The sequence below is a fragment of the Pseudophaeobacter sp. C1-32P7 genome, from assembly GCF_041008775.1.
Classification (GTDB): domain Bacteria; phylum Pseudomonadota; class Alphaproteobacteria; order Rhodobacterales; family Rhodobacteraceae; genus Phycobacter; species Phycobacter gallaeciensis_A.
Window position 1 is genome coordinate 32,044 of the sequence record NZ_JAXGFR010000005.1, and the last position, 21,688, is coordinate 53,731.

Consider the following 21,688-nt stretch of genomic DNA (forward strand, 5'->3'; position numbering starts at 1 on the left):
GAGTGTTTCACGTGAAACATTCAGCCTATGACGTTGTTGTAATCGGCGGTGGTCACGCCGGCACCGAAGCTGCTCATGCGGCGGCTCGGATGGGTGTAAACACCGCGCTGATCACGTTAAAACGCGAAGGCATTGGTGTGATGTCCTGTAACCCGGCTATTGGCGGTTTGGGCAAAGGCCACCTCGTGCGGGAAATTGACGCTCTTGACGGCGTCATGGGGCGTGTTGCCGATCTTGCCGGCATTCAGTTCCGACTCCTGAATCGGCGGAAGGGACCAGCCGTCCAGGGCCCTCGCGCCCAGTCCGACCGAGCAATCTATCGTCGGGAGATGCTCAAGCTTACCGAACAGCAGGACTGTCTCGACGTTATCGAAGGAGAAGCGACCGACTTTATCATGTTCGGCCAATCGGTAACCGGCGTCGTCTTGGCAGATGGATCTCAAATCCCGGCGAAGGCTGTCATTCTTACCTCAGGAACGTTCCTCCGTGGTGTTATTCATATCGGAGATGTGTCGCGACCCGGTGGCCGTATGGGCGACAAGCCGTCGGTCAGCCTGGCAGAGCGTCTCGATAGCTTCGAATTGCCATTGGGACGCCTCAAGACCGGTACGCCGCCTCGGTTGGACGGAACAACGATTCGTTGGGATGAATTGGAATCGCAGCCCGGGGATGATGATCCAACGTTCTTTTCCTTTACAACCACGCAGGTGACCGCAAAACAGGTGTCCTGCGGCATCACGCACACCAACGAAAAGACGCATGAGATCATTCGGGAAAACCTTGAACGATCTGCTATGTACGGCGGTCATATCGAAGGGGTCGGACCGCGGTATTGCCCCTCGATTGAAGATAAGGTCGTCAGGTTTGCCGATAAAACATCGCACCAGATCTTTCTGGAACCAGAGGGCGTCGACGACAACACCGTTTATCCAAACGGGATTTCGACGAGCCTGCCGGTGGATGTGCAAGAGGACTACGTGCATTCGATCTTTGGCCTGGAAGACGCCAAGATTATTCAACCCGGATATGCCATTGAGTACGATTACATTGATCCGCGGGCGCTTACACTGGGTTTGGAACTCAAGGAAGTTTCCGGCTTGTTCTTGGCTGGACAAATTAACGGTACAACCGGATATGAAGAGGCCGCTGCACAGGGCCTGGTCGCAGGCCTCAATGCTGCGCGGCGGAGCAGAGAGGAGGACCCGATTATCTTTGGTCGCTCCGGCAGCTACATTGGGGTTATGGTCGATGACCTGACCACGAACGGCGTGACGGAACCCTACCGGATGTTTACTTCCCGAGCGGAATTCCGTTTGTCCCTTCGGGCCGACAATGCGGATCAACGGCTCACGCCTCTGGCGATTGAGGTTGGCTGCGCGGGGCAGGCCCGCAAAGAAATGTTCCAAAAGAAGATGGAGCGCTTGGATGCTGCGCGTGGTGTTCTGACTAAGTCGGTGTTCACTCCAAAACAGGTTTCCGAGGCTGGTATCCGCGTAAATCAGGATGGCAATAAACGGACCGGCTTGGACGTCCTGGCGTTTCCCGATGTGTCGTTCGAAGATCTTTTTCCTTTGCTACCTGAACTCGCGAACAGCGATACCACAACACGACGTCAGTTGGAGCGTGACGCGCTTTACGCAAATTACATCGACCGGCAGGAGCGGGAGATCGCAGCGCTAAAGCGGGATGAGAGCTACCTAATCCCGAGGGATTTTGAATACATCGGGATCGAAGGTCTTTCCAACGAGTTGCAACAAAAACTGGAGCGAGCCCGGCCTGAAAACCTGGCGCAGGCAGCACGTCTGGATGGGATGACGCCGGCTGCACTGGCCCTGCTTTTGGCAAGGTTGCGGAAGAGTTCCACCCAACGGAGCCGTACTGCATGACGACCGAAGCTTTGTTGGAACGGCTGAATGTTTCACGTGAAACACTCGACCGGCTGAAAATATTCGAACAAGTTTTGCAAAAATGGAATCCGAAGATCAACCTAGTTTCCCGGAACAGCCTGGATGACCTTTGGACCCGTCATATCATCGATTCGGTCCAGGTTTTCCGATGTGTTTCTCCGCCAAACCACTGGGTTGATATGGGAAGTGGCGGCGGCCTTCCAGGTGTTATCGTCGCCATTATGGCGGCAGAGGAATCTCCGAATACCAAGGTTACGCTGATCGAATCGGATCAACGAAAGTCGGCTTTCCTGCGTACGGCGGCACGGGAGTGCGGGGCGAAACTTACAGTAATTTCAAAGCGAATAGAGCAGGCGGACCCGCAAAATGCGGATGTTCTGTCTGCGCGAGCGCTTGCGGATCTGTCGCTCCTACTGGAATTTTCCGAACGCCATCTGAGCCCGACTGGCACCGCCTTGTTCCCAAAAGGTGCAAACTGGAAAAAAGAAGTGGATAACGCGCGGCAACGATGGCGATTCGATTTCGAACCGATTACAAGTTTAACTGAACCCGACGCGGTCGTACTGAAAATAGAGGGAGTTGCTCGTGTCTGACTTATCCCGCCCGGATGGGCCACGTATCATCGCGGTTGCTAATCAAAAGGGTGGAGTAGGTAAGACAACGACGGCAATAAACCTCGCCGCGGCCCTAGTCGAAGGCGGATTGCGCGTCCTGGTCGTTGATTTGGACCCGCAGGGGAATGCATCCACCGGCCTGGGAATTGAGGCCGATGATCGGGATTACACCACCTACGATCTTTTGGTTGATGATGCGCCGCTGTCCGAGGTTATTCGGGCAACTGAGATCGAGGATCTCTGCGTTATTCCGGCGACGGTAGATCTGAGTTCCGCCGATATCGAACTGGTTTCCAACGAAAAGCGCAGCTTCCTATTGCATGACGCCCTGCGACAGACGGCGATGGACGAATACGAATGGGATTACATCCTGATCGATTGCCCGCCTTCGCTGAACCTGCTTACGGTGAATGCCATGGTCGCCGCGCATTCGGTTCTTATCCCGCTGCAAAGTGAGTTCTTCGCGCTTGAGGGGGTATCGCAGTTAATGCTGACGATCCGCGAGGTACGGCAGGCGGCAAACCCAGATCTTAGGATCGAAGGTGTGGTGCTAACGATGTACGACCGTCGCAATAATCTGTCGCAACAGGTTGAACAGGATGCGCGCGACAACCTGGGTGAGCTGGTCTTCCGGACTGTGATTCCCCGGAACGTACGGGTGAGCGAGGCGCCGTCCTATGCGTTGCCGGTCCTGAACTACGATACGAATTCGCTGGGGGCGCGGGCGTACCGGGCACTGGCAGAAGAAATAGTCGCCAATCATCAAAGACTGGCAGCATAAAGGGGAGGGCACCATGACAGAAAAAAAGAACAAACCTCGCGGGTTGGGACGTGGATTGTCGGCGCTGATGGCCGATGTGAACCCGGAACCCGTTAGCACCCAAGCCGAAGCACCCCGCAATGCCGAAGTATTGGTGCCAATCGAGAAGGTTACCGCCAACCCTGATCAGCCCCGTCGGCAGTTTCTTCAAGAAGATCTGGATGACCTGACGGCCTCTATCAAGGAAAAGGGCGTCTTGCAGCCGCTGATCGTGCGTCCGCGCGATGGCGGTATGTACGAGATCGTGGCTGGTGAACGGCGCTGGCGGGCCGCGCAGGCGGCGCAGTTGCATGAGGTTCCGGTTCTGATCCGGGACTATGACGACGTTGAAATGCTCGAAGTCGCCATCATCGAAAACATTCAGAGGTCAGATCTGAATGCGATGGAAGAGGCGCAGAGCTATAAGCAGTTGATGGAAAAGTTCGGCCACACCCAGGAAAAAATGGCTGAGGCGTTGGGCAAGAGCCGTAGCCATATTGCCAACCTTGTGCGGCTTCTTCACTTGCCTTCCGACGTGCAACAGCTTGTTCAGGAACGGAAATTGTCCGCGGGCCACGCGCGGGCGTTAATTACGTCGGACCATGCATCGGAACTGGCCAAGAAGATCGTCAAAGGCGGGCTGTCCGTCCGCGCAACCGAGAATCTGGTGAAAAAGGATGCTGCGGGTACCACAACGAGCGCGTCTCCGAAAAAACCGCGCAAAGAGGTGGAGAAAGACGCGGATACCCGCGCGCTTGAAGGCGATCTATCAGCGATGCTGCGGATGAAGGTTTCGATTGATCACATCGCGGGCGGGGAGAGCGGCTCGGTGACGATCAGTTATGAGACGCTTGATCAGCTTGATGAGCTTTGCAATCTGCTCAGCCGCTAGGGCGCGACCAGATAAAGGTCAGCACGCCTGACAGAACCACCGCCTGAATAATCAGGATGTGGGAGGGGGCGCCCAGCATCAAAGACAACAGAAAGACGGCGGCAATCGATCCGGTTGCCGCCTTTTTTGCGGTTGGTCGGATGGCGCCGTTTTCGCGCCAATCCAGGATCATTGGCCCGAAGATGTTGTGAGAGATGATCCAGTCGTGCAGCCGCTCCGAAGAGTTTGCGAAAAAGAATGTTGCCAGAAGCAAGAAGGGCACGGTGGGGAGCAGGGGAAGGATAACCCCGACGATTGCCAATGCTACGCAACAAATCCCTAGTCCGGCGTAGATATAGCGCATTGGGTCAGTCCACCAAGAGATCGCGAAGGATCGCGTTGAGCACCGCACGTCCCTTGTCTGTGGCATGCAGTCTTTGTCCTGAGATAGAGATCATTCCCATCTTGGCAAGGTCCTGCAGCTTGTCAGCGTTCAGCGGCGTGCCAGAGAGTTGTGCGTAGCGCTCCATATCCAGCCCTTCCCGCAGGCGCATCCCCATCATCAGGCATTCGACAGCTGCATCCTCGCGCTCCAGGGCTTCCCGCAGGTTTTCGCCGGAACCTTTGGAGACCGCCTCCAGCCAGGCACCGGGGGCGCGGTGGGTTTCGGTGGCATAGCGGGTGCCATCCAGCGTGATGCGCCCATGGGCGCCGGGGCCAATGCCCACATAGTCGCCATAACGCCAGTAGATCAGGTTGTGGCGGCTCTCCGCGCCGGGAACCGCATGGTTGGAAACCTCATAGGCGGGCATGCCATGGGCGGCGCAGATGTCCTGTGTCAGCTGGTACATGTCTGCGGCGCTGTCATCGCTGGGCAGGTCCCGCAGCTTGCCCCGGGCATAGCGGTCGCCAAAGGCGGTGCCTTCTTCGATCGTCAGCTGATAGAGCGACAGGTGGTCGATGGACATCGACAGCGCCTCGGTCAGCTCAGCCTGCCAGTCCTGCGGCGTCTGACCTTGACGGGCATAGATCAGGTCGAAACTGACGCGGTCAAAACAATTGCGCGCAATGTCAAAGGCGGATTTGGCCTCGGCCACGGAATGGATACGGCCAAGGCGGCGCAGGTCGGTGTCGTTGAGCGCCTGAATACCCATCGAGATCCGGTTCACTCCGGCGTCGCGATAGCCTGCAAATCGGCCAGCCTCGACCGATCCTGGGTTTGCTTCGAGCGAGATTTCGATGTCATTGGCGAAGGGCCAGATATCCCGTGCGGCCTCGATCACGGCGGCAACGGTGTCTGGATGCATCAGCGAAGGGGTACCGCCACCAAAGAAGATCGAATTCAACACGCGGCCCTGAAGCTGCTCGGACACACGTGCCAGCTCAGATTGATAGGCTTTGACCCAGACGCTTTGGTCTATATTTGCAGTGACGTGGCTGTTGAAATCGCAATAGGGGCATTTGGCCTGACAAAAGGGCCAGTGCACATAGAGGCCAAAGCCCCCATTGCGCCAGTCATCCACGGGATGGGTCATTCCCCGAAACACCCTTTGATGAACTTGGCCACGGCGTTTGCGCGATGGCTGATCTTGTTCTTTTCCCAGCGGTCCATCTCGGCAAAGGTCACGTCAAAGCCATCAGGTATGAACATCGGATCATAGCCAAAACCGGCCTCGCCGCGGATTGGCCAGATCAGATGACCGGGGGCAATACCTTCGAAAACCTCGTCATGGCCATCGGGCCAGGCCAGAACCAGCGTGCAGCGGAACTGCGCGGTACGCGGGTGGGGGGCGTTCTTGGCTTCCAGCTCGTTATGGGCGCGGGTCATGGCCATCATGAAGTCGCGGCCATTGCCGGTTTCCGCCCAGTCTGCGGTATAGACGCCCGGCGCCCCATCTAGGGCGTCGATGGTGATCCCGGAATCATCGGACAGGGCAGGGAGCCCGGTCGCCTTGGCCGCGGCATGCGCCTTGATCCGGGCGTTGCCGACAAAGGTGTCCTCGGTTTCCTCAGGTTCTGGCAGATCCATTTCGGCGGCGCCGACAACGGAGACGCCAAAGGGCTTGAGGAGATGTGCCATCTCCTTAAGCTTGCCTTTGTTATGCGTGGCGATCAACAGCCGATGGCCTTCAAACTTACGGCTCATGCGCAGGCTGCCTTTTGCATTTCTGCCAGTTCGGCGGTGCCTTTTGCGGCCAGATCCATAAGGGAATTCATCTGCTCGCGCGAGAACATCGATCCTTCGGCGGACATCTGCACTTCGATCAGTTTGCCGGATCCGGTCATGATGAAGTTGCCATCGACGCCGGCTTCGGAATCTTCGGGGTAGTCCAGATCCAGAACCGGCTGGCCGGCATAGATCCCGCAGGATACGGCTGCCACTGGATCGACCAGCGGATCGATGCTGACATCGCCGGCCTTCATCAGTTTGTTGACTGCGAGACGCAGGGCTACCCAGCCACCGGTGATCGAGGCGCAGCGGGTGCCGCCGTCGGCTTGCAGCACGTCACAATCGATGCTGATTTGGCGTTCTCCCAAGGCCACGCGGTCCACACCAGCGCGCAGGGCACGGCCGATCAGGCGCTGGATTTCGACGGTACGGCCGCCTTGCTTGCCAGCCGAGGCTTCGCGGCGCATCCGGGTGTTGGTCGCGCGGGGCAGCATGCCGTATTCCGCTGTCACCCAGCCAAGGCCGGATCCCTTGATAAAGGGTGGCACGCGGTCTTCGATGGTGGCGGTGCACAGAACATGGGTGTCGCCAGCCTTGATCAGGCATGATCCCTCGGCATGTTTGGTGAATCCGGTTTCGATGGAAATCGGGCGCATCTCGTTCAGTTGTCGTCCAGAGGGTCGCATGAGTAATCCTTTTTTTGCTGGCCTTCGGATAGCCCTGCCTGCGCGCGGTATGCAAGCATGATTGACCTTTGCGTGTGGGCCTCTTTAATGGCAATCCGGAAAAGCCTTCCTATCTATGTAGCGTGTAACCGCTGAAAATGCTCATGACAGACGCAAACAATATCCTGAAAGACATGAACGACCGGTCGCGGGATGTGTTCCGGGCGGTCGTGGAATCCTATCTGGAAAGCGGCGATCCCGTCGGCAGCCGTACCCTGACCCGGTCGCTGAGCGAAAAGGTCAGCGCGGCGACGGTGCGCAACGTGATGCAGGATCTGGAGTTTCTGGGCCTGCTCGACAGCCCGCATGTCAGCGCCGGACGGGTGCCGACGCAGCTGGGTCTGCGGATGTTCGTCGATGGCCTACTGGAGGTCGAGGATCTGAAGGCGCAGGACCGCGAAAAGATCGATGCCACCCTGGGTCGCAATTCCGGCGATGTGAGCGGTATGCTCGACCGTGTCGGGGCGGCGCTTTCCGGGGTGACACAAGGGGCCTCGTTGGTGCTGACGCCAAAGCATGAGGCTGAGATCCGCCACATCGAATTCGTCTCGCTTGGTCATGACCGGGCGATGGTGGTGCTGGTGTTTTCCGACGGGCACGTGGAAAACCGGCTGTTCACGCCGCCGCCGGGACAGACCCCCAGTTCCATGCGCGAGGCGGCCAATTTCCTGAATGCCCTCGTCGAAGGGCGCACGCTGAGTGACGTGCGCCTCGACATGCAGGAAGAGATCGCCACCCGGCGGCAGGAGATCGACAACTTGGCGCATCAGCTGATCGAAAGCGGTCTGGCTGCCTGGGAAGAAGACGGCAGCGATCAGGCGCGCCTGATCGTGCGGGGGCGTGCGAATCTGCTGGCGGACAATGGCGTCACCGAAGAGCTGGACCTGATCCGTAGCCTGTTCGACGATCTGGAGCGCAAGCAGGATATTGCCGAATTCCTGGAACTCACCGAAGAGGGCGAGGGTGTGCGCATTTTTATTGGCTCGGAGAACAAACTTTTCTCACTTTCGGGTTCCTCTTTGGTGGTGTCTCCTTATATGAACACGGATCGAAAGGTGATTGGCGCGGTGGGGGTGATTGGCCCGACCCGCCTGAACTACGGACGGATTGTGCCCATCGTGGACTATACGGCGCAACTGGTCGGCAAATTGCTGTCAGACCGGAGTTAGAGGTGAAAAATGGCAGAGCCCAAGAACGACGATTTTCTCGACGATATCGCAAATGCCGAAGCAGAAGAGCTGGCGGCACAGACCGAAGAATTTGATGACGCGGCGCTGGAGCTGGATGCCCTGCGGGCGGAACGTGATGAGCTGAAGGACCGGTTCATGCGCGCTCTGGCGGATGCCGAGAATTCGCGCAAGCGGGGCGACAAGGCCCGCCGCGAAGCCGAGCAATATGGTGGCTCGAAGCTGGCCCGTGACATGCTGCCGGTGTTCGACAACATGAAGCGCGCGGTTGAATCGGTAACCGACGAACAAAAAGAGGCGGCCTCGGCCCTGATCGAAGGTGTTGAGCTGACCATGCGGGCGCTGCTGGGCGTGTTTGAAAAGCACGGCATCCGCGTTGTCTCGCCCGCAGTGGGTGACAAGTTTGACCCGCAGGTGCACGAAGCCATGTTCGAAGCCCCGGTGCCCGGCACCAAGGCAGGCGAAATTATTCAGGTTTCCGCCGAAGGTTTCATGCTGCACGACCGCCTGCTGCGGCCGGCGCAGGTCGGGGTCTCCTCGACACCAGCATAAGGTTGCCGGGGTTATTGGTGTAAGTCGCCTCGGACCCTGCATTCAGAATTGAAAAAGGCGACCCTTGCGGGTCGCCTTTTTTGCATTAATACGGCTTTGCATTTACGCAGTAGCGTCTTTCAGACGGTAGAGCGCCTCCAGCGCCTCGCGCGGGGTCAGATCGTCGGGGTGGATACTCTCCAGCAATTCCTCGACAGGTGACGGACCTGCGGCGGGTTTGGGTTGTGGCGGCGGGGCAGCAGCAAAGAGCGGCAGATCGTCGATCTGGATCTTTGCGCCAGCGCCTTCGCGGCTGCCTTGTTCAAGCATATCCAGCACATCGCGCGCCCGTGCCACAACCGAAGCTGGCAGGCCGGCAAGCTGCGCCACCTGCACCCCGTAGGAGCGGTCGGCAGCGCCTTTTTTGACCTCGTGCAGGAAGATCACCTCTCCCTCCCACTCCTTGACGGTGACGGTGGCGTTTTCGACGCCTTCCAGCTTACCGGCCAGTTGGGTCATCTCGTGATAGTGGGTCGCGAACAGGGCGCGGGCCTGGTTCACCTCGTGCAGGTGTTCCAGCGTGGCCCAGGCGATGGACAGCCCATCATAGGTCGCGGTGCCGCGCCCGATTTCATCAAGGATCACCAGAGCACGGTCATCGGCCTGGTTCAGGATTGCGGCGGTTTCCACCATTTCAACCATGAAGGTGGAGCGTCCGCGCGCCAGATCGTCCGAGGCCCCGACACGGCTGAACAGCTGGCTGATCAACCCTATATGCGCGGCTTCGGCGGGAACATAGCTGCCCATCTGCGCCAACAGCGCGATCAGCGCGTTCTGCCGCAGGAAGGTCGATTTACCGGCCATGTTGGGACCGGTCAGCAGCCAGATCGCGGCGCCATCCCCGGCCGAGAGATCACAATCGTTGGCGACGAAGGTATCGCCGCCCTGTTGCCGCAGCGCCTGTTCCACCACCGGATGGCGTCCGCCCTCCACGTGAAACGCGCGGGAGGCGTCCACCTTTGGCCGGGTCCAGTTTTCACCGCGGGCCAGATCGGCCAATGCGGTCACCAGATCCAGCTCTGCCAACCCTTTGGCAGCGGTATTGAGACGCGCAGCGGTGTCCAGAATGGCGGTAGAAAGCCTTTCATAGAGCCGCTTTTCGATCTCCAGTGCTCGGTTCCCTGCATTCAGGATCCTGGTTTCAATCTCGCTCAACTCCACCGTGGTGAAACGCACCTGATTTGCGGTAGTTTGACGGTGTATGTAAGTTTCGGACAGCGGCGCTGACAACATTTTCTCCGCGTGGGTCGCGGTGGTTTCGATGAAATAGCCCAGCACGTTGTTGTGCTTGATCTTCAGCGAGGTGATGCCGGTGTGCTCCGCATATTTCTGCTGCATCCCGGCGATGATCGAGCGTCCCTCATCGCGCAGGGTGCGCGCCTCATCCAGTTCGGGATCATAGCCGGTCGCGATGAACCCGCCGTCACGGGCCAGCAGCGGCGGATCGGCCACCAGGGATGCATCCAGCAGCGATAGAAGATCATCAAAGCCAAGAAGGTCACGAACGGCACCGCCGATCAGTTCGGGAAGATCCTGACCTTCGCACATCTCGGCGATGGTTTCGGCCTGCACCAGCCCGTTGCGGATGGCGGCAAGATCACGCGGACCACCGCGTTCCAGCGCAAGGCGCGACAGGGCGCGGTCCAGATCCGGCGTCTTGCGCAGCGCCGCGCGGATATCCTGCGAAAGCTGCGTCGCCTCGACCGCAAAATCCAGGGCTGCCAATCGCGCGCTGATCACATCCAACGTGCGCGAGGGGCTTGCCATACGTTGTTCCAAAAGACGGGCACCGCCCGGCGTCACGGTCCGGTCCACCACAGACAACAGCGATCCGGCGCGCCCGCCCGACAGGGATCGGGTCAGTTCCAGGCTGGCGCGGGTCGAGGCGTCGATCTGCACCACGCGATCCTGCGCCTCCTGTACCGGGGGCTGCAACAGCGGCAGTTTGCCCTTCTGCGTGATTTCCAGATAGTCGATCAGCGCACCCATGGCCGACACTTCGGCGCGGGTGAAGGTACCGAACCCATCCAGTGCACCGACATTGAACAGGGTACAGATGCGTTTTTCTGCGGCGGTGCTGTCGAAACTTGCCTTGCCGAGCGGGGTGAGCGGGATCTTGTATTCGTCTGCCAGCGGGCGGGTGGCGTCAAAGGACGCGCCATCGGCAACGATCAGTTCCGAGGGTGCCAGTCGCGCCAGTTCCGGCGACAGGCGCACGCGGGCGATGGGCATCACGTGAAACGCGCCGGTGGAAATATCCGCCCAGGCCAGCGCCGCCTCGTCCCGCAACTCGGAATAGGAAACCAGGAAGTTGTGACGTCGCGCTTCGAGCAGGGAATCCTCGGTCAGCGTCCCGGGGGTCACCAGCCGTACCACATCCCGCTTCACTACCGATTTGGAGCCGCGTTTCTTGGCTTCGGCCGGGCTTTCCAGCTGCTCGCCCACGGCGACGCGGAACCCCTTGCGGATCAGGGTCAGCAGATACCCTTCGGCGGCATGCACGGGAACGCCGCACATGGGAATATCCTCGCCGTCGTGTTTGCCCCGTTTGGTCAGGGCGATGTCCAGCGCCTCGGCGGCATTGACCGCGTCGTCAAAGAACATCTCGTAGAAATCGCCCATCCGATAAAAAAGCAACGCATCGGGATGCGCTGCTTTTATCTCAAGATATTGCGCCATCATGGGCGTAACGGTCATGCGAGCTCCCCCGGGGTTATTTGCCCGACATTTACAATGCGGACGGTCCAAGGAAAACCCGATTACCCGGATTTGCAATCTGTTGCTCAGCCCCTTGCGGGGCGGCGTTGATCAGAACAGCACGCCGATTGATTGCGGGCTGTAGTTCGCAATCGACAAAGAGGTGGTGCCCAGCTGCTTTTGCACATCAAGCGCAACCAGCCGCGCCGCGGATTCCTCGATATTGGCATCCACCAGGGCGCCGATCCCCTTCTTTGTGGCATCAGCAAGGTTCTGCACGGTCTTGTTCTCTTCTGCCAGTCCATTGGCCGAGGCCCCAAGTGCAGCGGCACCTTCGATGGCAAAGCGCAGGAAACCGGTAATCTCGCTCAGCGCGGTTTGGGCGCTTGCCTGATCCGTGACCTGGGTGCGGTTGTTGATATCGAACAGCGGGTCGCTTTCGAAATCGACACCATCCACTGTCAGCAATGACAGGTCTGCTCCGGTTGGAATACTAAGGCCGGTTGCGCCATTGCCGTCCACATTTGTGGCCAGCAGGTTGGCACCGTTGAACTGGGAGGAAGAAATGATCGAATTGATTTCCTCCGTCTTCTGGGCCAGCTGCGCTTCGATCTTGGAATAGTCAACAAGGCCGCTGCTTGCCGTAAGTGCCAGTTCCTTCATTTCGATGACAGCTTCGGAAATCCGTTCTGCACCAGCCGAGGCGACGGCGACGGTGGACTCACCCAGCGACAGCGCATCAGAGGTTGCCCGCAGCCCGGAGACATCGGCCTCCATGATCTGGGAAATCGCCCAAAGCGCGGCATTGTCTTTGGCGGTATTCACCTCTTTTCCGGTTGCGACCTCGTTCTGGACGGTTTCCAGCTGCTGTGTCGTCCCTCCTAGCAGGTGTAGCGCCGTGGCAGCGCCGGTGTTGGAGTTGATACTTGTCATATCGTGCATCCCAAATTTACCCTGCCCGCCGGTATTGCGGCGGCGGGTGTGACTTTTTCAGAAATGGTCGTATGCCGTTCTGACATGTGCTGTTCTGGCGCCGGTTTGCGGCCTTATAGCCACGCGTCACACAGAAGCTGTTAAGCATTATTAACGGAATGTAGCACGGATCGGTCGAGATTGTGGCGAAAAGCCGACGGAATCTATCAGGTTTTATTTGAAATATTATTGCTTTTTAGGGGTCGTTTTCTTTCCGGATCGGATTGAGAGGGACGCAGGGCTGGGATAAGACTGTGCCCGATTAGGAGAGGACACCTACAGCCCATGCCCAAAGCGAAGATCACAAACGAAGAGGCGCTTGCCTTCCATCTGGAGCCGACACCCGGCAAATGGGAAATCAATGCGACCGTCCCGATGACCACGCAGCGGGATCTCTCCCTGGCCTATTCCCCCGGTGTTGCGGTGCCATGCGAAGCGATCGCGGCGAATCCGGAAACCGCCTATGATTATACCAACAAGGGCAACCTGGTGGCTGTCATCTCCAACGGGACGGCGGTTTTGGGGCTTGGAAACCTGGGCGCGCTGGGATCGAAACCGGTGATGGAGGGGAAATCTGTCCTGTTCAAACGCTTTGCCGATGTGAACTCGATCGATATTGAGCTCGACACCGAAGATCCGGACAAGTTCATCGACGCGGTCAAGCTGATGGGCCCGACCTTTGGCGGCATCAACCTTGAAGACATCAAGGCGCCCGAGTGTTTCATCATCGAGCAGCGCCTGAAGGAAGAGATGGATATCCCCGTCTTCCATGACGACCAACACGGCACCGCCGTGATCTGTGCGGCGGGCCTGATCAATGCGCTGCATATCTCGGGCAAAAAGATCGAAGACGTGAAAATCGTGCTGAACGGCGCGGGCGCGGCGGGCATCGCCTGTATCGAGCTGCTGAAATCCATGGGCGCGCGGCACGACAATTGCATCGTCTGTGACACCAAGGGTGTGATCTATCAGGGCCGTACCGAAGGTATGAACCAGTGGAAGTCGGCCCATGCGGTCAAGACTGAGCTGCGGACGCTTGAGGAAGCAATGGAAGGCGCCGATGTCTTCCTTGGCGTGTCGGTCAAAGGCGCGGTGACGCAGGAGATGGTTGCCTCCATGGCCGACAACCCTGTGATCTTTGCCATGGCAAACCCGGATCCCGAAATCACCCCGGAAGAGGCACATGAGGTCCGCGTCGACGCCATCGTCGCCACGGGCCGCTCGGACTATCCCAACCAGGTGAACAACGTTCTGGGCTTTCCCTACTTGTTCCGCGGGGCGCTGGACATCAATGCGCGCGCCATCAACGACGAGATGAAGATCGCTTGCGCTCATGCGCTGGCCGCATTGGCGCGCGAGGATGTGCCGGATGAGGTGGCGCTGGCCTATGGCAAATCGCTGACTTTTGGTCGCGATTACATCATCCCGACACCCTTTGATCCACGTCTGATCCACCGGATTCCCCCAGCCGTGGCCAAGGCGGGCATGGACACGGGTGCCGCGCGTCGTCCCATCATCGACATGGAAGCCTATGAGATCAGCCTGAAAAGCCGGATGGACCCGACGGCCTCGATCCTGCGCGGCCTCAACGCCCGCGCGCGCTCGGCCCAGTCGCGGATGATCTTTGCCGAGGGCGACGATCCCCGTGTGCTGCGCGCTGCCGTTACCTATCAGCGGTCCGGCTTTGGCAAGGCGCTAGTCGTTGGCCGTGCCGATGATGTGAAGGCCAAGCTGGAGGCCGCCGGCCTTGGCGATGCGGTGCGCGAACTGGAGGTGGTCAATGCCGCCAACACCCAGCATTTCGACACCTACAAGGATTTCCTGTTCAACCGCCTGCAACGCAAGGGCTTCGACCGTAAGGACATCCACCGTCTGGTGGGCCGTGACCGGCACGTCTTCTCGGCGCTGATGCTGGCGCATGGGCATGGCGATGGTCTGGTCACCGGTGCCACCCGGAAATCCGCGCATGTTCTGGATCAGATCAACCACGTCTTTGATGCCGATGCCAAACACGGCGCGGCCGGAGTAACGGCGCTGCTGCATAAGGGCCGGATCGTGCTGATTGGCGATACGCTGGTGCATGAATGGCCGGATGAGAACGATCTGGCGACGATTGCCGAACGCGCTGCTGGTGTGGCCCGGCACATGGGGCTGGATCCCCGCGTGGCCTTTGTCAGCTTCTCGACCTTTGGTTATCCGGTGTCCGAGCGGGCGGAAAAGATGCATATCGCCCCGGGTGTTCTGGACAAGCGCGGCGTCGATTTTGAATACGAAGGCGAAATGACCGTGGATGTGGCGCTGAATGCCAAGGCGCAGGAGAATTACCCGTTCCAGCGTCTGTCGGGCCCCGCGAATATTCTGATCGTGCCTGCCCGGCACTCGGCCTCCATCTCGGTCAAGCTGATGCAGGAAATGGGCGGTGCCACCGTGGTTGGCCCGATCCTGGCGGGCGTGGATAAGCCGATCCAAATCTGCTCGACCACCTCGACCGCTAATGACGTGCTGAACATGGCGGTTCTGGCTGCCTGCAACATCGGCTAGGCGGTAACGATGGCAATCTGGAACCTGGGCTCGATCAACGCTGACATGGTCTACGCGCTGCCGCATCTACCGGTGGCGGGTGAGACATTGGCAGCCTCGGGTCTGGACCAGTTTCTGGGCGGCAAGGGGGCCAATATGTCGGTCGCCGCCGCCCGGGCCGGTAGCCACGTCTGCCACATCGGTGCTGTCGGCGCTGATGGCAGATGGGCGGTGGACCGCCTGCTGGAGTACGGCGTCGACACCCGCCATATCGCGCAGATCGACACGCCCACGGGCCATGCCATCATTGCCGTGGATCAGGACGGCGAAAACCAGATCATCCTGTTTCCCGGAGCCAACCGCGCGATCAGCCCGGATCAGATCGGTCAGGCCCTGTCGGCTGCCTCTGCCGGGGATATTCTGGTGATGCAGAACGAAACCAACCTGCAGGTCGATGCAGCGCGGATGGGCCGTGATCTGGGGCTGCGGGTGGCCTATGCGGCGGCGCCTTTTGACGCGGCAGCGGTTGCAGCGGTCTTGCCGCATCTGGATCTTTTGTTCCTGAATGCGGTCGAGGCGCGTCAATTGCAGGAGGCCACCGGCAAACCGCCCGAGGCGCTGGGCGTTCAGGACGTGATCGTTACCCTCGGGGCAGAGGGCGCGCGCCATTTCCATGGCACCACAGGCGCGGTGCAGGATATTCCAGCCATGCCGGTCACCCCGGTCGATACCACCGGGGCAGGAGACACCTTTACCGGTTATGTCCTTGCCGGTCTGGATCGCGGAATGCCGATGGCGCAGGCCATGGCGCAAGCCTCCCGCGCGGCGGCCCTGATGGTGACTCGCCATGGCACCGCCGATGTCATTCCTGATCTGAAAAAGGTTCAGGACAGTCGGCTTTGATGCCTCCCCGGACCCGTACTGAGCCCACCGAACGGGTAGAATTCTAACGCCGGTCGATCCGGTTTCTCTTGTTATTCTCGGTGATTTAATCGGGCGATATTCTGGTCTGCCGATGCCTCCACGATCCGTCCGCCAATGGTTCTGAAATCGTAACTTATTCGAATAAATGCTAAATATGGATCCAAGGTTCAGGCGGTTTCCCAATACCCGTAGGTGCGAAAAGATCAACATGTCGTGATTTAAGTATGCAAATTCTTAAGCCTCTCCGCGCTAGGAAAAGACTCTGTTGATAGGAGTTTTTAACGATGTCCCTCAGAATGCGGATTGTTGTTGCGCTGTTGGTCAGTTCTTTGGTTGCGATCGCGATTGTCACTGTGCCTTTGTTCATGGGCCTGGGGACAGTCTCGGATGAGGGAACACTCCGCGAGCTGCGTCAGTTCGAGGCCCGTGTCAGTTCCGAGATCGAAGGGCGCCAGCGGCTCGCCTTGACCACGGCCCAGACCGTGGCTGCCATGTCGGACGTGCAGCGCGCCGTGGCAGAGCAGGACCGAGACACGCTTGACCGGATTTTTGCCCAAAACTTCAAAGGACTGGCAACGAGTGCCGGGATCGCTCAGTTCCAGTTTCACACTCCAGAAGCGCTGTCTCTGTTCCGGGTGCACAAGCCCGAGAAGTTTGGCGATGACCTATCCGGGTTCCGCCATTCCGTTGTTGCCGCGAACAAGACGCAGGCACCAGTTTCAGGCCTTGAACGGGGACGCGCGGGCATCGGTATCCGCGGCATCGCCCCGATCAGCCATGATGGCAGCCACGTGGGCAGCGTCGAAATCGGCCTCAAATTCGACAGCGCCCTGGTTCAAAGCCTGACCGAAGGAGGCGATTCCGCGCTTGAAATCTATCTGTTGCCAGACAGCGATATCAGTTCGTTCTCCAGCACTGGCGAAGAGATCCGCCGACTGACCGGAAGTTACGACGGTCCCGCGCTTCTGGATGCGGCTGCCATTGCAGGTTTTGTGAAAGGCGAGGCGGCAGAGACGTCGGACTATGACCTTGGCGGCCATGCCTATGCGGGCAGCCCGTTTGAAATCCGTGATTTCTCCGGAAATCTGGTTGCCGTGGGCAATGCGCTTGTCCCCTTGGATGCGATCACGGCGATCACCAATACGATCCGCAACACCGGTATCGGCGCGGCCATCGTGGCGATGGTTCTGGCCGGCGCCATGGCGCTGGGTCTGGGGAAATGGCTGTGTGGTCTGCTGAACCGGATCAGCAACCGGATGATTTCCCTGTCCGAGGGCAATCTGAACATCGAGATGACAGGCCTGCCGGACAAAGGCGAAATCGGCGACATGGCCCGCAGTCTGGGCGTTTTCCATGCGGCCCTCGTCCGCCAGCGTGAGATGGAGCAGACTCAAAAGGCACATAGTGAAAATCAGGCCAAGGTCGTTGCCAGCCTCGGCGCGCGTCTGTCGGAACTTTCAAGCGGTGATCTGACAACCCGCATATCCGACCGGTTCCCCGAGGATTACGAACAGCTGCGTCTGGATTTCAACCGGACCGTCGAAAATCTGAACGGCACGGTGACGAAAGTGGTGGAATCCGCCTCCAGCATCCGCAACGGCGCGGCTGAGATCAGCCAATCTTCGGATGATCTGTCACACCGCACCGAGAGCCAGGCCGCAACGCTCGAAGAAACCGCTGCTGCGCTGGATGAGTTGACCGCATCGGTCAAATCCGCTGCCGATGGCGCCCGCAGCGTTGAAAACATCATGAACGAGGCCAAGAAAGAGGCCGAGAACAGCGGCGTCGTGGTTCAGAGCGCGGTTTCGGCGATGACCGAGATCGAGCAGTCCTCGACTCATATCGCCCAGATCATCAGTGTCATCGACGACATCGCTTTCCAGACCAACCTTCTGGCCCTGAATGCGGGGGTCGAGGCCGCCCGTGCTGGCGAAGCAGGCCGAGGCTTTGCAGTGGTCGCCTCCGAAGTGCGGGCTTTGGCGCAGCGGTCCTCCGATGCGGCGATGGAAATCAAGACGCTGATCGGCGATAGCTCAAGACAGGTGGAACGTGGTGTGGATCTGGTTGGCAAGGCCGGGGAGGCGTTGCAGAACATTGTCGAGCGGGTGAACCATATCTCTGGTCTGGTCACCGATATCGCCGAAGGCGCTGTGGAGCAATCCACGGGCCTTGGTGAGATCAACACCGGCGTGGTGCAGCTGGATCAGGTGACTCAGCAGAACGCCGCCATGGTGGAAGAGGCCACCGCAGCAGGGCACATGCTGAACAGCGACGCCACCAAACTGGCCGAACTGGTTGCTCATTTCAAAATCGCAGGCGGTGGCAATATCACGGCAATGCCCAGCACCCCTGAAGCAGCGCCAAGCATGCCAACGGCCCATGGGGATGCGGACTGGGACTTCAGCGACGCGACACCTGCCGCTGCCACGGATGGCAACGCGGCCCTCGACAAGTGGCAGGATTTCTAAAGCCGGAAGCAGGGCTGAATATCAGTCTGAGCCAAGAACAAGACATCACTCAAGGGCGCCCTGTGGGGCGTCTTTGAACATCTGAAACTGTAGGGGGTTCCGACAAAGGATTATGGTGCCCAGGAGAGGACTCGAACCTCCACGTCCATACGGACACTAGCACCTGAAGCTCTTGGTTCGGAGGGCGTCCCTCCTCCCTAAACCTATAAAATCAAACAGATTTTAAAGGCTGCGCGATCCACCATCAAACTGTTGCAGTCTTGCAGGAATATAGCCGAGAGACCCTAACAAGACAAGGTAAGGGTGCGTGTATACCAATAAGTGTACACAAGAATCAGTGGTCACTTCTGCTCCTAAGAAGAAAGACAAAAACAGAATATTTAAAGCAAAAACAACCACTTACCTCACATTGCGGGGTGGCCTTCTCGGTCACAAGTTCAATGATAGTAGCGAGTAACGCCTAAGAGACCCCGGGGGAGGGGGGCATACTGCCCCTTGTGTCTTATTGAACCACACCCAAAGATTTTCTCGTCAACTTTTCAGCTAGAGAACCTTGGGGGAACGGCCCAGAGGGCCGCCCCCTTTTGTTTCGCCCGTTTACTCAAGAACAGGCAGGACACTTCCGGTTGGTAGCCCTTGCCTCCCCAAGCGAAGCTGAGCAACTTTACCTTGACCCGGATTGTCGTTTTCCAACAGCTCCAACTCGACTGCCCGGTGTACGTTCCGGCTTACAACGCTTGGATCAACTCCCATGTAGTTCGCTAGCTCCCGTTGACTGACAGAGAAGCATCCTAGAGGATTACTAGATGCTTGCTCCATCTCACGAAGGGCTTCCACTACTCCTCGAACACCCGAAGAAACCGAGACCTCAAGACCATGTGATAGCGTATCTTCGACCAGATGCCTCACCTGTTCATAGTCCTCAACAGTCGCGACCACCGCTCCGCTTTCATCCCTCTCCCTCCTTTCTGAGCGCAACAGTGCAACAGTCTTGACCAAGGTGATTACCTTCGGGAAATCCCTCAGGATTCTTGGATGCGAAGCAGGAAGCACTGCCCCAACTTCATGGAGGAACGGAATAGCAACTTCCAACGGGTTTTCTCTCATCTCCCGGTACTTATCATGGAAAGGTTGCAACTCCTCGGGCGTTGGCTCCGTTGCCCCTGCGCCTGATGCCTGAGCCAACAGCACCGCTCTGATTTGCTCCGAGCCTTCCTCGATATTGTACGTCAACATTCGAGATTGATCCTCATGATGGATTCTTGTTGCTGTGGTCGTCATGATCAGACCGCAAGGCCCCTCAACAACTGGCAATTCAGCACCCTGTAGCCCGTCACGGGTACTCTGCACCGTGGCATATCGGATCTGTCCCTCGGTCAGCAGTTGCCTAAGGAATGCACGCCCCGTCCCGCCAGACATCCCAGCGGCTTCTTGAATGACCAAGGTCTTATGTCGCAGGTCGAGTTGCTCCCCCATGTAGACTAGAGCCCGTTCCGACATACCCTCAAATTGCTCGTAGGCTTCCGTCTGGACATACCGTTGCGCACATGCGAGACCATATGATTTACCGCTACTGGCTGGCCCCATGATCAAAAGGGAAACCGGCTTATCCTGTAGCGCTGACAGAAGGGACAAGTAGGCCAGAACCGGCAGTTTCGTGTCGCCAATGTAACCATGCTTCCGCAGGCTTCGCTCAAGTTCTTCGATCAATTTTCTCTCCATTTTTCAATGAGTTAAGGGGCGCAGGATCGCAACCCCTACATTAATGATCCCATGAAACAGAGGAGACAAAAACGGAGATGAAATGGCAGGAGTTTTATCCTTTAATCCGTCTCTGAGCGCACAGGTGTGCGTACCATCTGGAAGAATTAAGGACCCAGATCAGTTCAGAACAATGCGCGATAGGCGACGCCAGCTAGAGCGGCAATTGAGAATATGCCCACGAAGAATGCTGCCAGCCCAGCAAATTTCCATTTATCATAGATGTAGACCAGTGCCGCCAGAAAGATGAAGCCGAAGATTAGATCAAGAAACCCAATGCCTTCACCTTGCTCATATCGACCCCATGGCTCTCCATTTAGCGCCCAGTTATCTTGGGCATGGCTGAAGTCAGGGGGCAAAATAACAGTTATTATGGTAATCAGGAGGGCAATACTTGGAACAAAGTTAAGCTGCTCATTTCTTTCATCCTTGCCCTGCACATCTTTCTCCGAGTTTCCCGCCTATGCTACGATATGCGCCCAAAGGCTTCCTCTCTGCTGTCGTCTTCGTCAATTTTAGTATCATGTCCATCGACCGTTTTTTAGCCTAAACCAAAGCCAAGCCGACGCTATGGCGACAATTGCCCCTACTGCCCCGAGGTCGAAAACAAGGGATGCCTTCCACTGGCAAAGATTGCCGAAATTATTGAACGCATGGAGCAACTGTTCTTTTTCCGTCCCGTCGGGCGACGCGCAATCAGCCCGAAAGAAACCGAGAGCTGTACGTCTAGGGAGTAAAAATCCACCAGTAAATAGAAGTTCGTCAAAGAGCCAGATGAAGGCCCCAGTGATAGAAATAGCGGCTAAGACAATACTCTCTCGCTTTCTCAAACTACGCGTCTCCTCACTCGGACAATACTAGAATAGATGCAACCTTAGTAGCTGGTTGACCAAAATGGCTGTCGTGAATGAGGCTCCCGCAAAAATGAAAACCAACCTCCCCAAAATCATGAAGGCTAAAAAGTGAACAAGAAAGAAGCCCCCCGGCCCGGATATCCACAGGATCCAAACCGAAAATGCGGACCACCCCAAGCACAGCTTGGCAAGCCCCCAATAACCTTCAAACCAGTCTGAACCACTCTTCAAGACGCCTCCACCATCACTCACCCCGTATCGCGTTTCAGGAAATATCCATTCATACTGTTTGGGCGGCATGATACCCTTACCCGGAGTTTGTTGAGCGCCTTGACCTCAACATTGGGGTAGCCTTCAAGCTTTGCCTGCGCATCTTCGAAGCTGGCGGCTACATAGAGATCGACCCTTGGCTCATCATCCCAGCCGCATACTCCGACAACCTCCACCCCAGCGGCCTTAATGCTCTCGTCTTCCGGTATGACAAAACACCCATCGCTTCCACCCAAATGTAAGGTAGCACTATCATTCATGAAGACATGCTCCCGCATTCCAACTTCCACAACCGACTGAAAATCCGGCGGCTCCTCACACATCAAGATACTCAGGATCAGTTCCAACATAAGCTTAC

At 58.0% G+C, this 21,688-nt stretch carries 18 protein-coding genes; 9 read left to right on the plus strand and 9 right to left on the minus strand.

The window, feature by feature from the left end:
• Window positions 1-11 precede the first annotated feature (11 nt).
• Genes mnmG through SM763_RS08755 form a run of 4 tightly spaced genes read left to right on the plus strand, consistent with a single transcriptional unit; the run spans window position 12 to window position 4,212 of the window.
• The gene (gene mnmG, locus SM763_RS08740; RefSeq protein ID WP_368998255.1) at window positions 12-1,886 is read left to right on the plus strand and encodes a tRNA uridine-5-carboxymethylaminomethyl(34) synthesis enzyme MnmG; all 1,875 of its coding nucleotides are present in this window, start codon (window positions 12-14) and stop codon (window positions 1,884-1,886) included.
• Complete coding sequence (gene rsmG, locus SM763_RS08745; RefSeq protein ID WP_368998256.1) at window positions 1,883-2,500, plus strand: 16S rRNA (guanine(527)-N(7))-methyltransferase RsmG; 618 nt, start codon at window positions 1,883-1,885, stop codon at window positions 2,498-2,500. The genes mnmG and rsmG overlap by 4 nt, the downstream gene beginning before the upstream one ends.
• Window positions 2,493-3,302, plus strand: a complete 810-nt coding sequence (locus SM763_RS08750) for a ParA family protein (protein WP_274829989.1) — start codon at window positions 2,493-2,495, stop codon at window positions 3,300-3,302. Before rsmG ends, SM763_RS08750 begins: the two co-directional genes overlap by 8 nt.
• Before the next feature lie 13 nt (window positions 3,303-3,315).
• The gene (locus SM763_RS08755; RefSeq protein WP_368998257.1) at window positions 3,316-4,212 is read left to right on the plus strand and encodes a ParB/RepB/Spo0J family partition protein; all 897 of its coding nucleotides are present in this window, start codon (window positions 3,316-3,318) and stop codon (window positions 4,210-4,212) included.
• On the opposite strand, the gene SM763_RS08760 is transcribed toward SM763_RS08755, so the two are convergent.
• From SM763_RS08760 to rph, 4 genes are read right to left on the minus strand one after another with little or no spacing between them, the layout of a single operon-like run.
• Complete coding sequence (locus SM763_RS08760; RefSeq protein WP_274867859.1) at window positions 4,202-4,555, minus strand: YbaN family protein; 354 nt, start codon at window positions 4,553-4,555, stop codon at window positions 4,202-4,204. The genes SM763_RS08755 and SM763_RS08760 overlap by 11 nt on opposite strands.
• Before the next feature lie 4 nt (window positions 4,556-4,559).
• Entirely contained in the window at window positions 4,560-5,714 is a 1,155-nt protein-coding gene (gene hemW / locus SM763_RS08765) for a radical SAM family heme chaperone HemW (protein ID WP_368998412.1), read from the minus strand.
• An 8-nt stretch (window positions 5,715-5,722) separates the two neighbouring features.
• A complete protein-coding gene (rdgB, locus tag SM763_RS08770; protein WP_368998258.1) occupies window positions 5,723-6,337 on the minus strand; it encodes an RdgB/HAM1 family non-canonical purine NTP pyrophosphatase in 615 nt (204 codons plus the stop codon).
• Window positions 6,334-7,047: a ribonuclease PH gene (gene rph, locus SM763_RS08775; protein WP_065271994.1), complete on the minus strand. Its 714-nt coding sequence runs from the start codon at window positions 7,045-7,047 to the stop codon at window positions 6,334-6,336. The genes rdgB and rph overlap by 4 nt, the downstream gene beginning before the upstream one ends.
• Window positions 7,048-7,190: 143 nt before the next feature.
• On the opposite strand from rph, the gene hrcA reads away from it, so the two are divergent.
• Window positions 7,191-8,255: a heat-inducible transcriptional repressor HrcA gene (hrcA, locus tag SM763_RS08780; RefSeq protein WP_368998259.1), complete on the plus strand. Its 1,065-nt coding sequence runs from the start codon at window positions 7,191-7,193 to the stop codon at window positions 8,253-8,255.
• A gap of 9 nt (window positions 8,256-8,264) precedes the next feature.
• A complete protein-coding gene (locus tag SM763_RS08785; protein WP_065271992.1) occupies window positions 8,265-8,825 on the plus strand; it encodes a nucleotide exchange factor GrpE in 561 nt (186 codons plus the stop codon).
• Between the two features lie 102 nt (window positions 8,826-8,927).
• Here SM763_RS08785 and mutS read toward each other — a convergent pair whose 3' ends face one another.
• On the minus strand, window positions 8,928-11,561 hold the full coding sequence (mutS, locus tag SM763_RS08790; RefSeq protein ID WP_274867861.1) for a DNA mismatch repair protein MutS: 2,634 nt from the start codon (window positions 11,559-11,561) through the stop codon (window positions 8,928-8,930).
• A gap of 111 nt (window positions 11,562-11,672) precedes the next feature.
• The gene (locus tag SM763_RS08795; protein WP_065273645.1) at window positions 11,673-12,494 is read right to left on the minus strand and encodes a flagellin N-terminal helical domain-containing protein; all 822 of its coding nucleotides are present in this window, start codon (window positions 12,492-12,494) and stop codon (window positions 11,673-11,675) included.
• 324 nt (window positions 12,495-12,818) lie between these two features.
• On the opposite strand from SM763_RS08795, the gene SM763_RS08800 reads away from it, so the two are divergent.
• From SM763_RS08800 to SM763_RS08810, 3 genes are all read left to right on the plus strand, one after another.
• Entirely contained in the window at window positions 12,819-15,074 is a 2,256-nt protein-coding gene (locus SM763_RS08800; protein ID WP_065271990.1) for an NADP-dependent malic enzyme, read from the plus strand.
• A gap of 9 nt (window positions 15,075-15,083) precedes the next feature.
• Window positions 15,084-15,956: a ribokinase gene (locus SM763_RS08805; RefSeq protein WP_368998260.1), complete on the plus strand. Its 873-nt coding sequence runs from the start codon at window positions 15,084-15,086 to the stop codon at window positions 15,954-15,956.
• Window positions 15,957-16,261: 305 nt separating this feature from the next.
• Window positions 16,262-18,445, plus strand: a complete 2,184-nt coding sequence (locus tag SM763_RS08810; protein ID WP_274829984.1) for a methyl-accepting chemotaxis protein — start codon at window positions 16,262-16,264, stop codon at window positions 18,443-18,445.
• A 597-nt stretch (window positions 18,446-19,042) separates the two neighbouring features.
• Here SM763_RS08810 and SM763_RS08815 read toward each other — a convergent pair.
• From SM763_RS08815 to SM763_RS08825, 3 genes are all read right to left on the minus strand, one after another.
• A complete protein-coding gene (locus SM763_RS08815) occupies window positions 19,043-20,155 on the minus strand; it encodes a hypothetical protein (RefSeq protein ID WP_368998261.1) in 1,113 nt (370 codons plus the stop codon).
• A gap of 176 nt (window positions 20,156-20,331) precedes the next feature.
• Window positions 20,332-20,646: a hypothetical protein gene (locus SM763_RS08820; protein ID WP_368998262.1), complete on the minus strand. Its 315-nt coding sequence runs from the start codon at window positions 20,644-20,646 to the stop codon at window positions 20,332-20,334.
• A 662-nt stretch (window positions 20,647-21,308) separates the two neighbouring features.
• Window positions 21,309-21,680 carry a hypothetical protein gene (locus tag SM763_RS08825; RefSeq protein ID WP_368998264.1) on the minus strand — a complete coding sequence of 124 codons (372 nt, stop codon included), beginning with the start codon at window positions 21,678-21,680 and terminating at the stop codon, window positions 21,309-21,311.
• Between the last annotated feature and the right edge of the window lie 8 nt (window positions 21,681-21,688).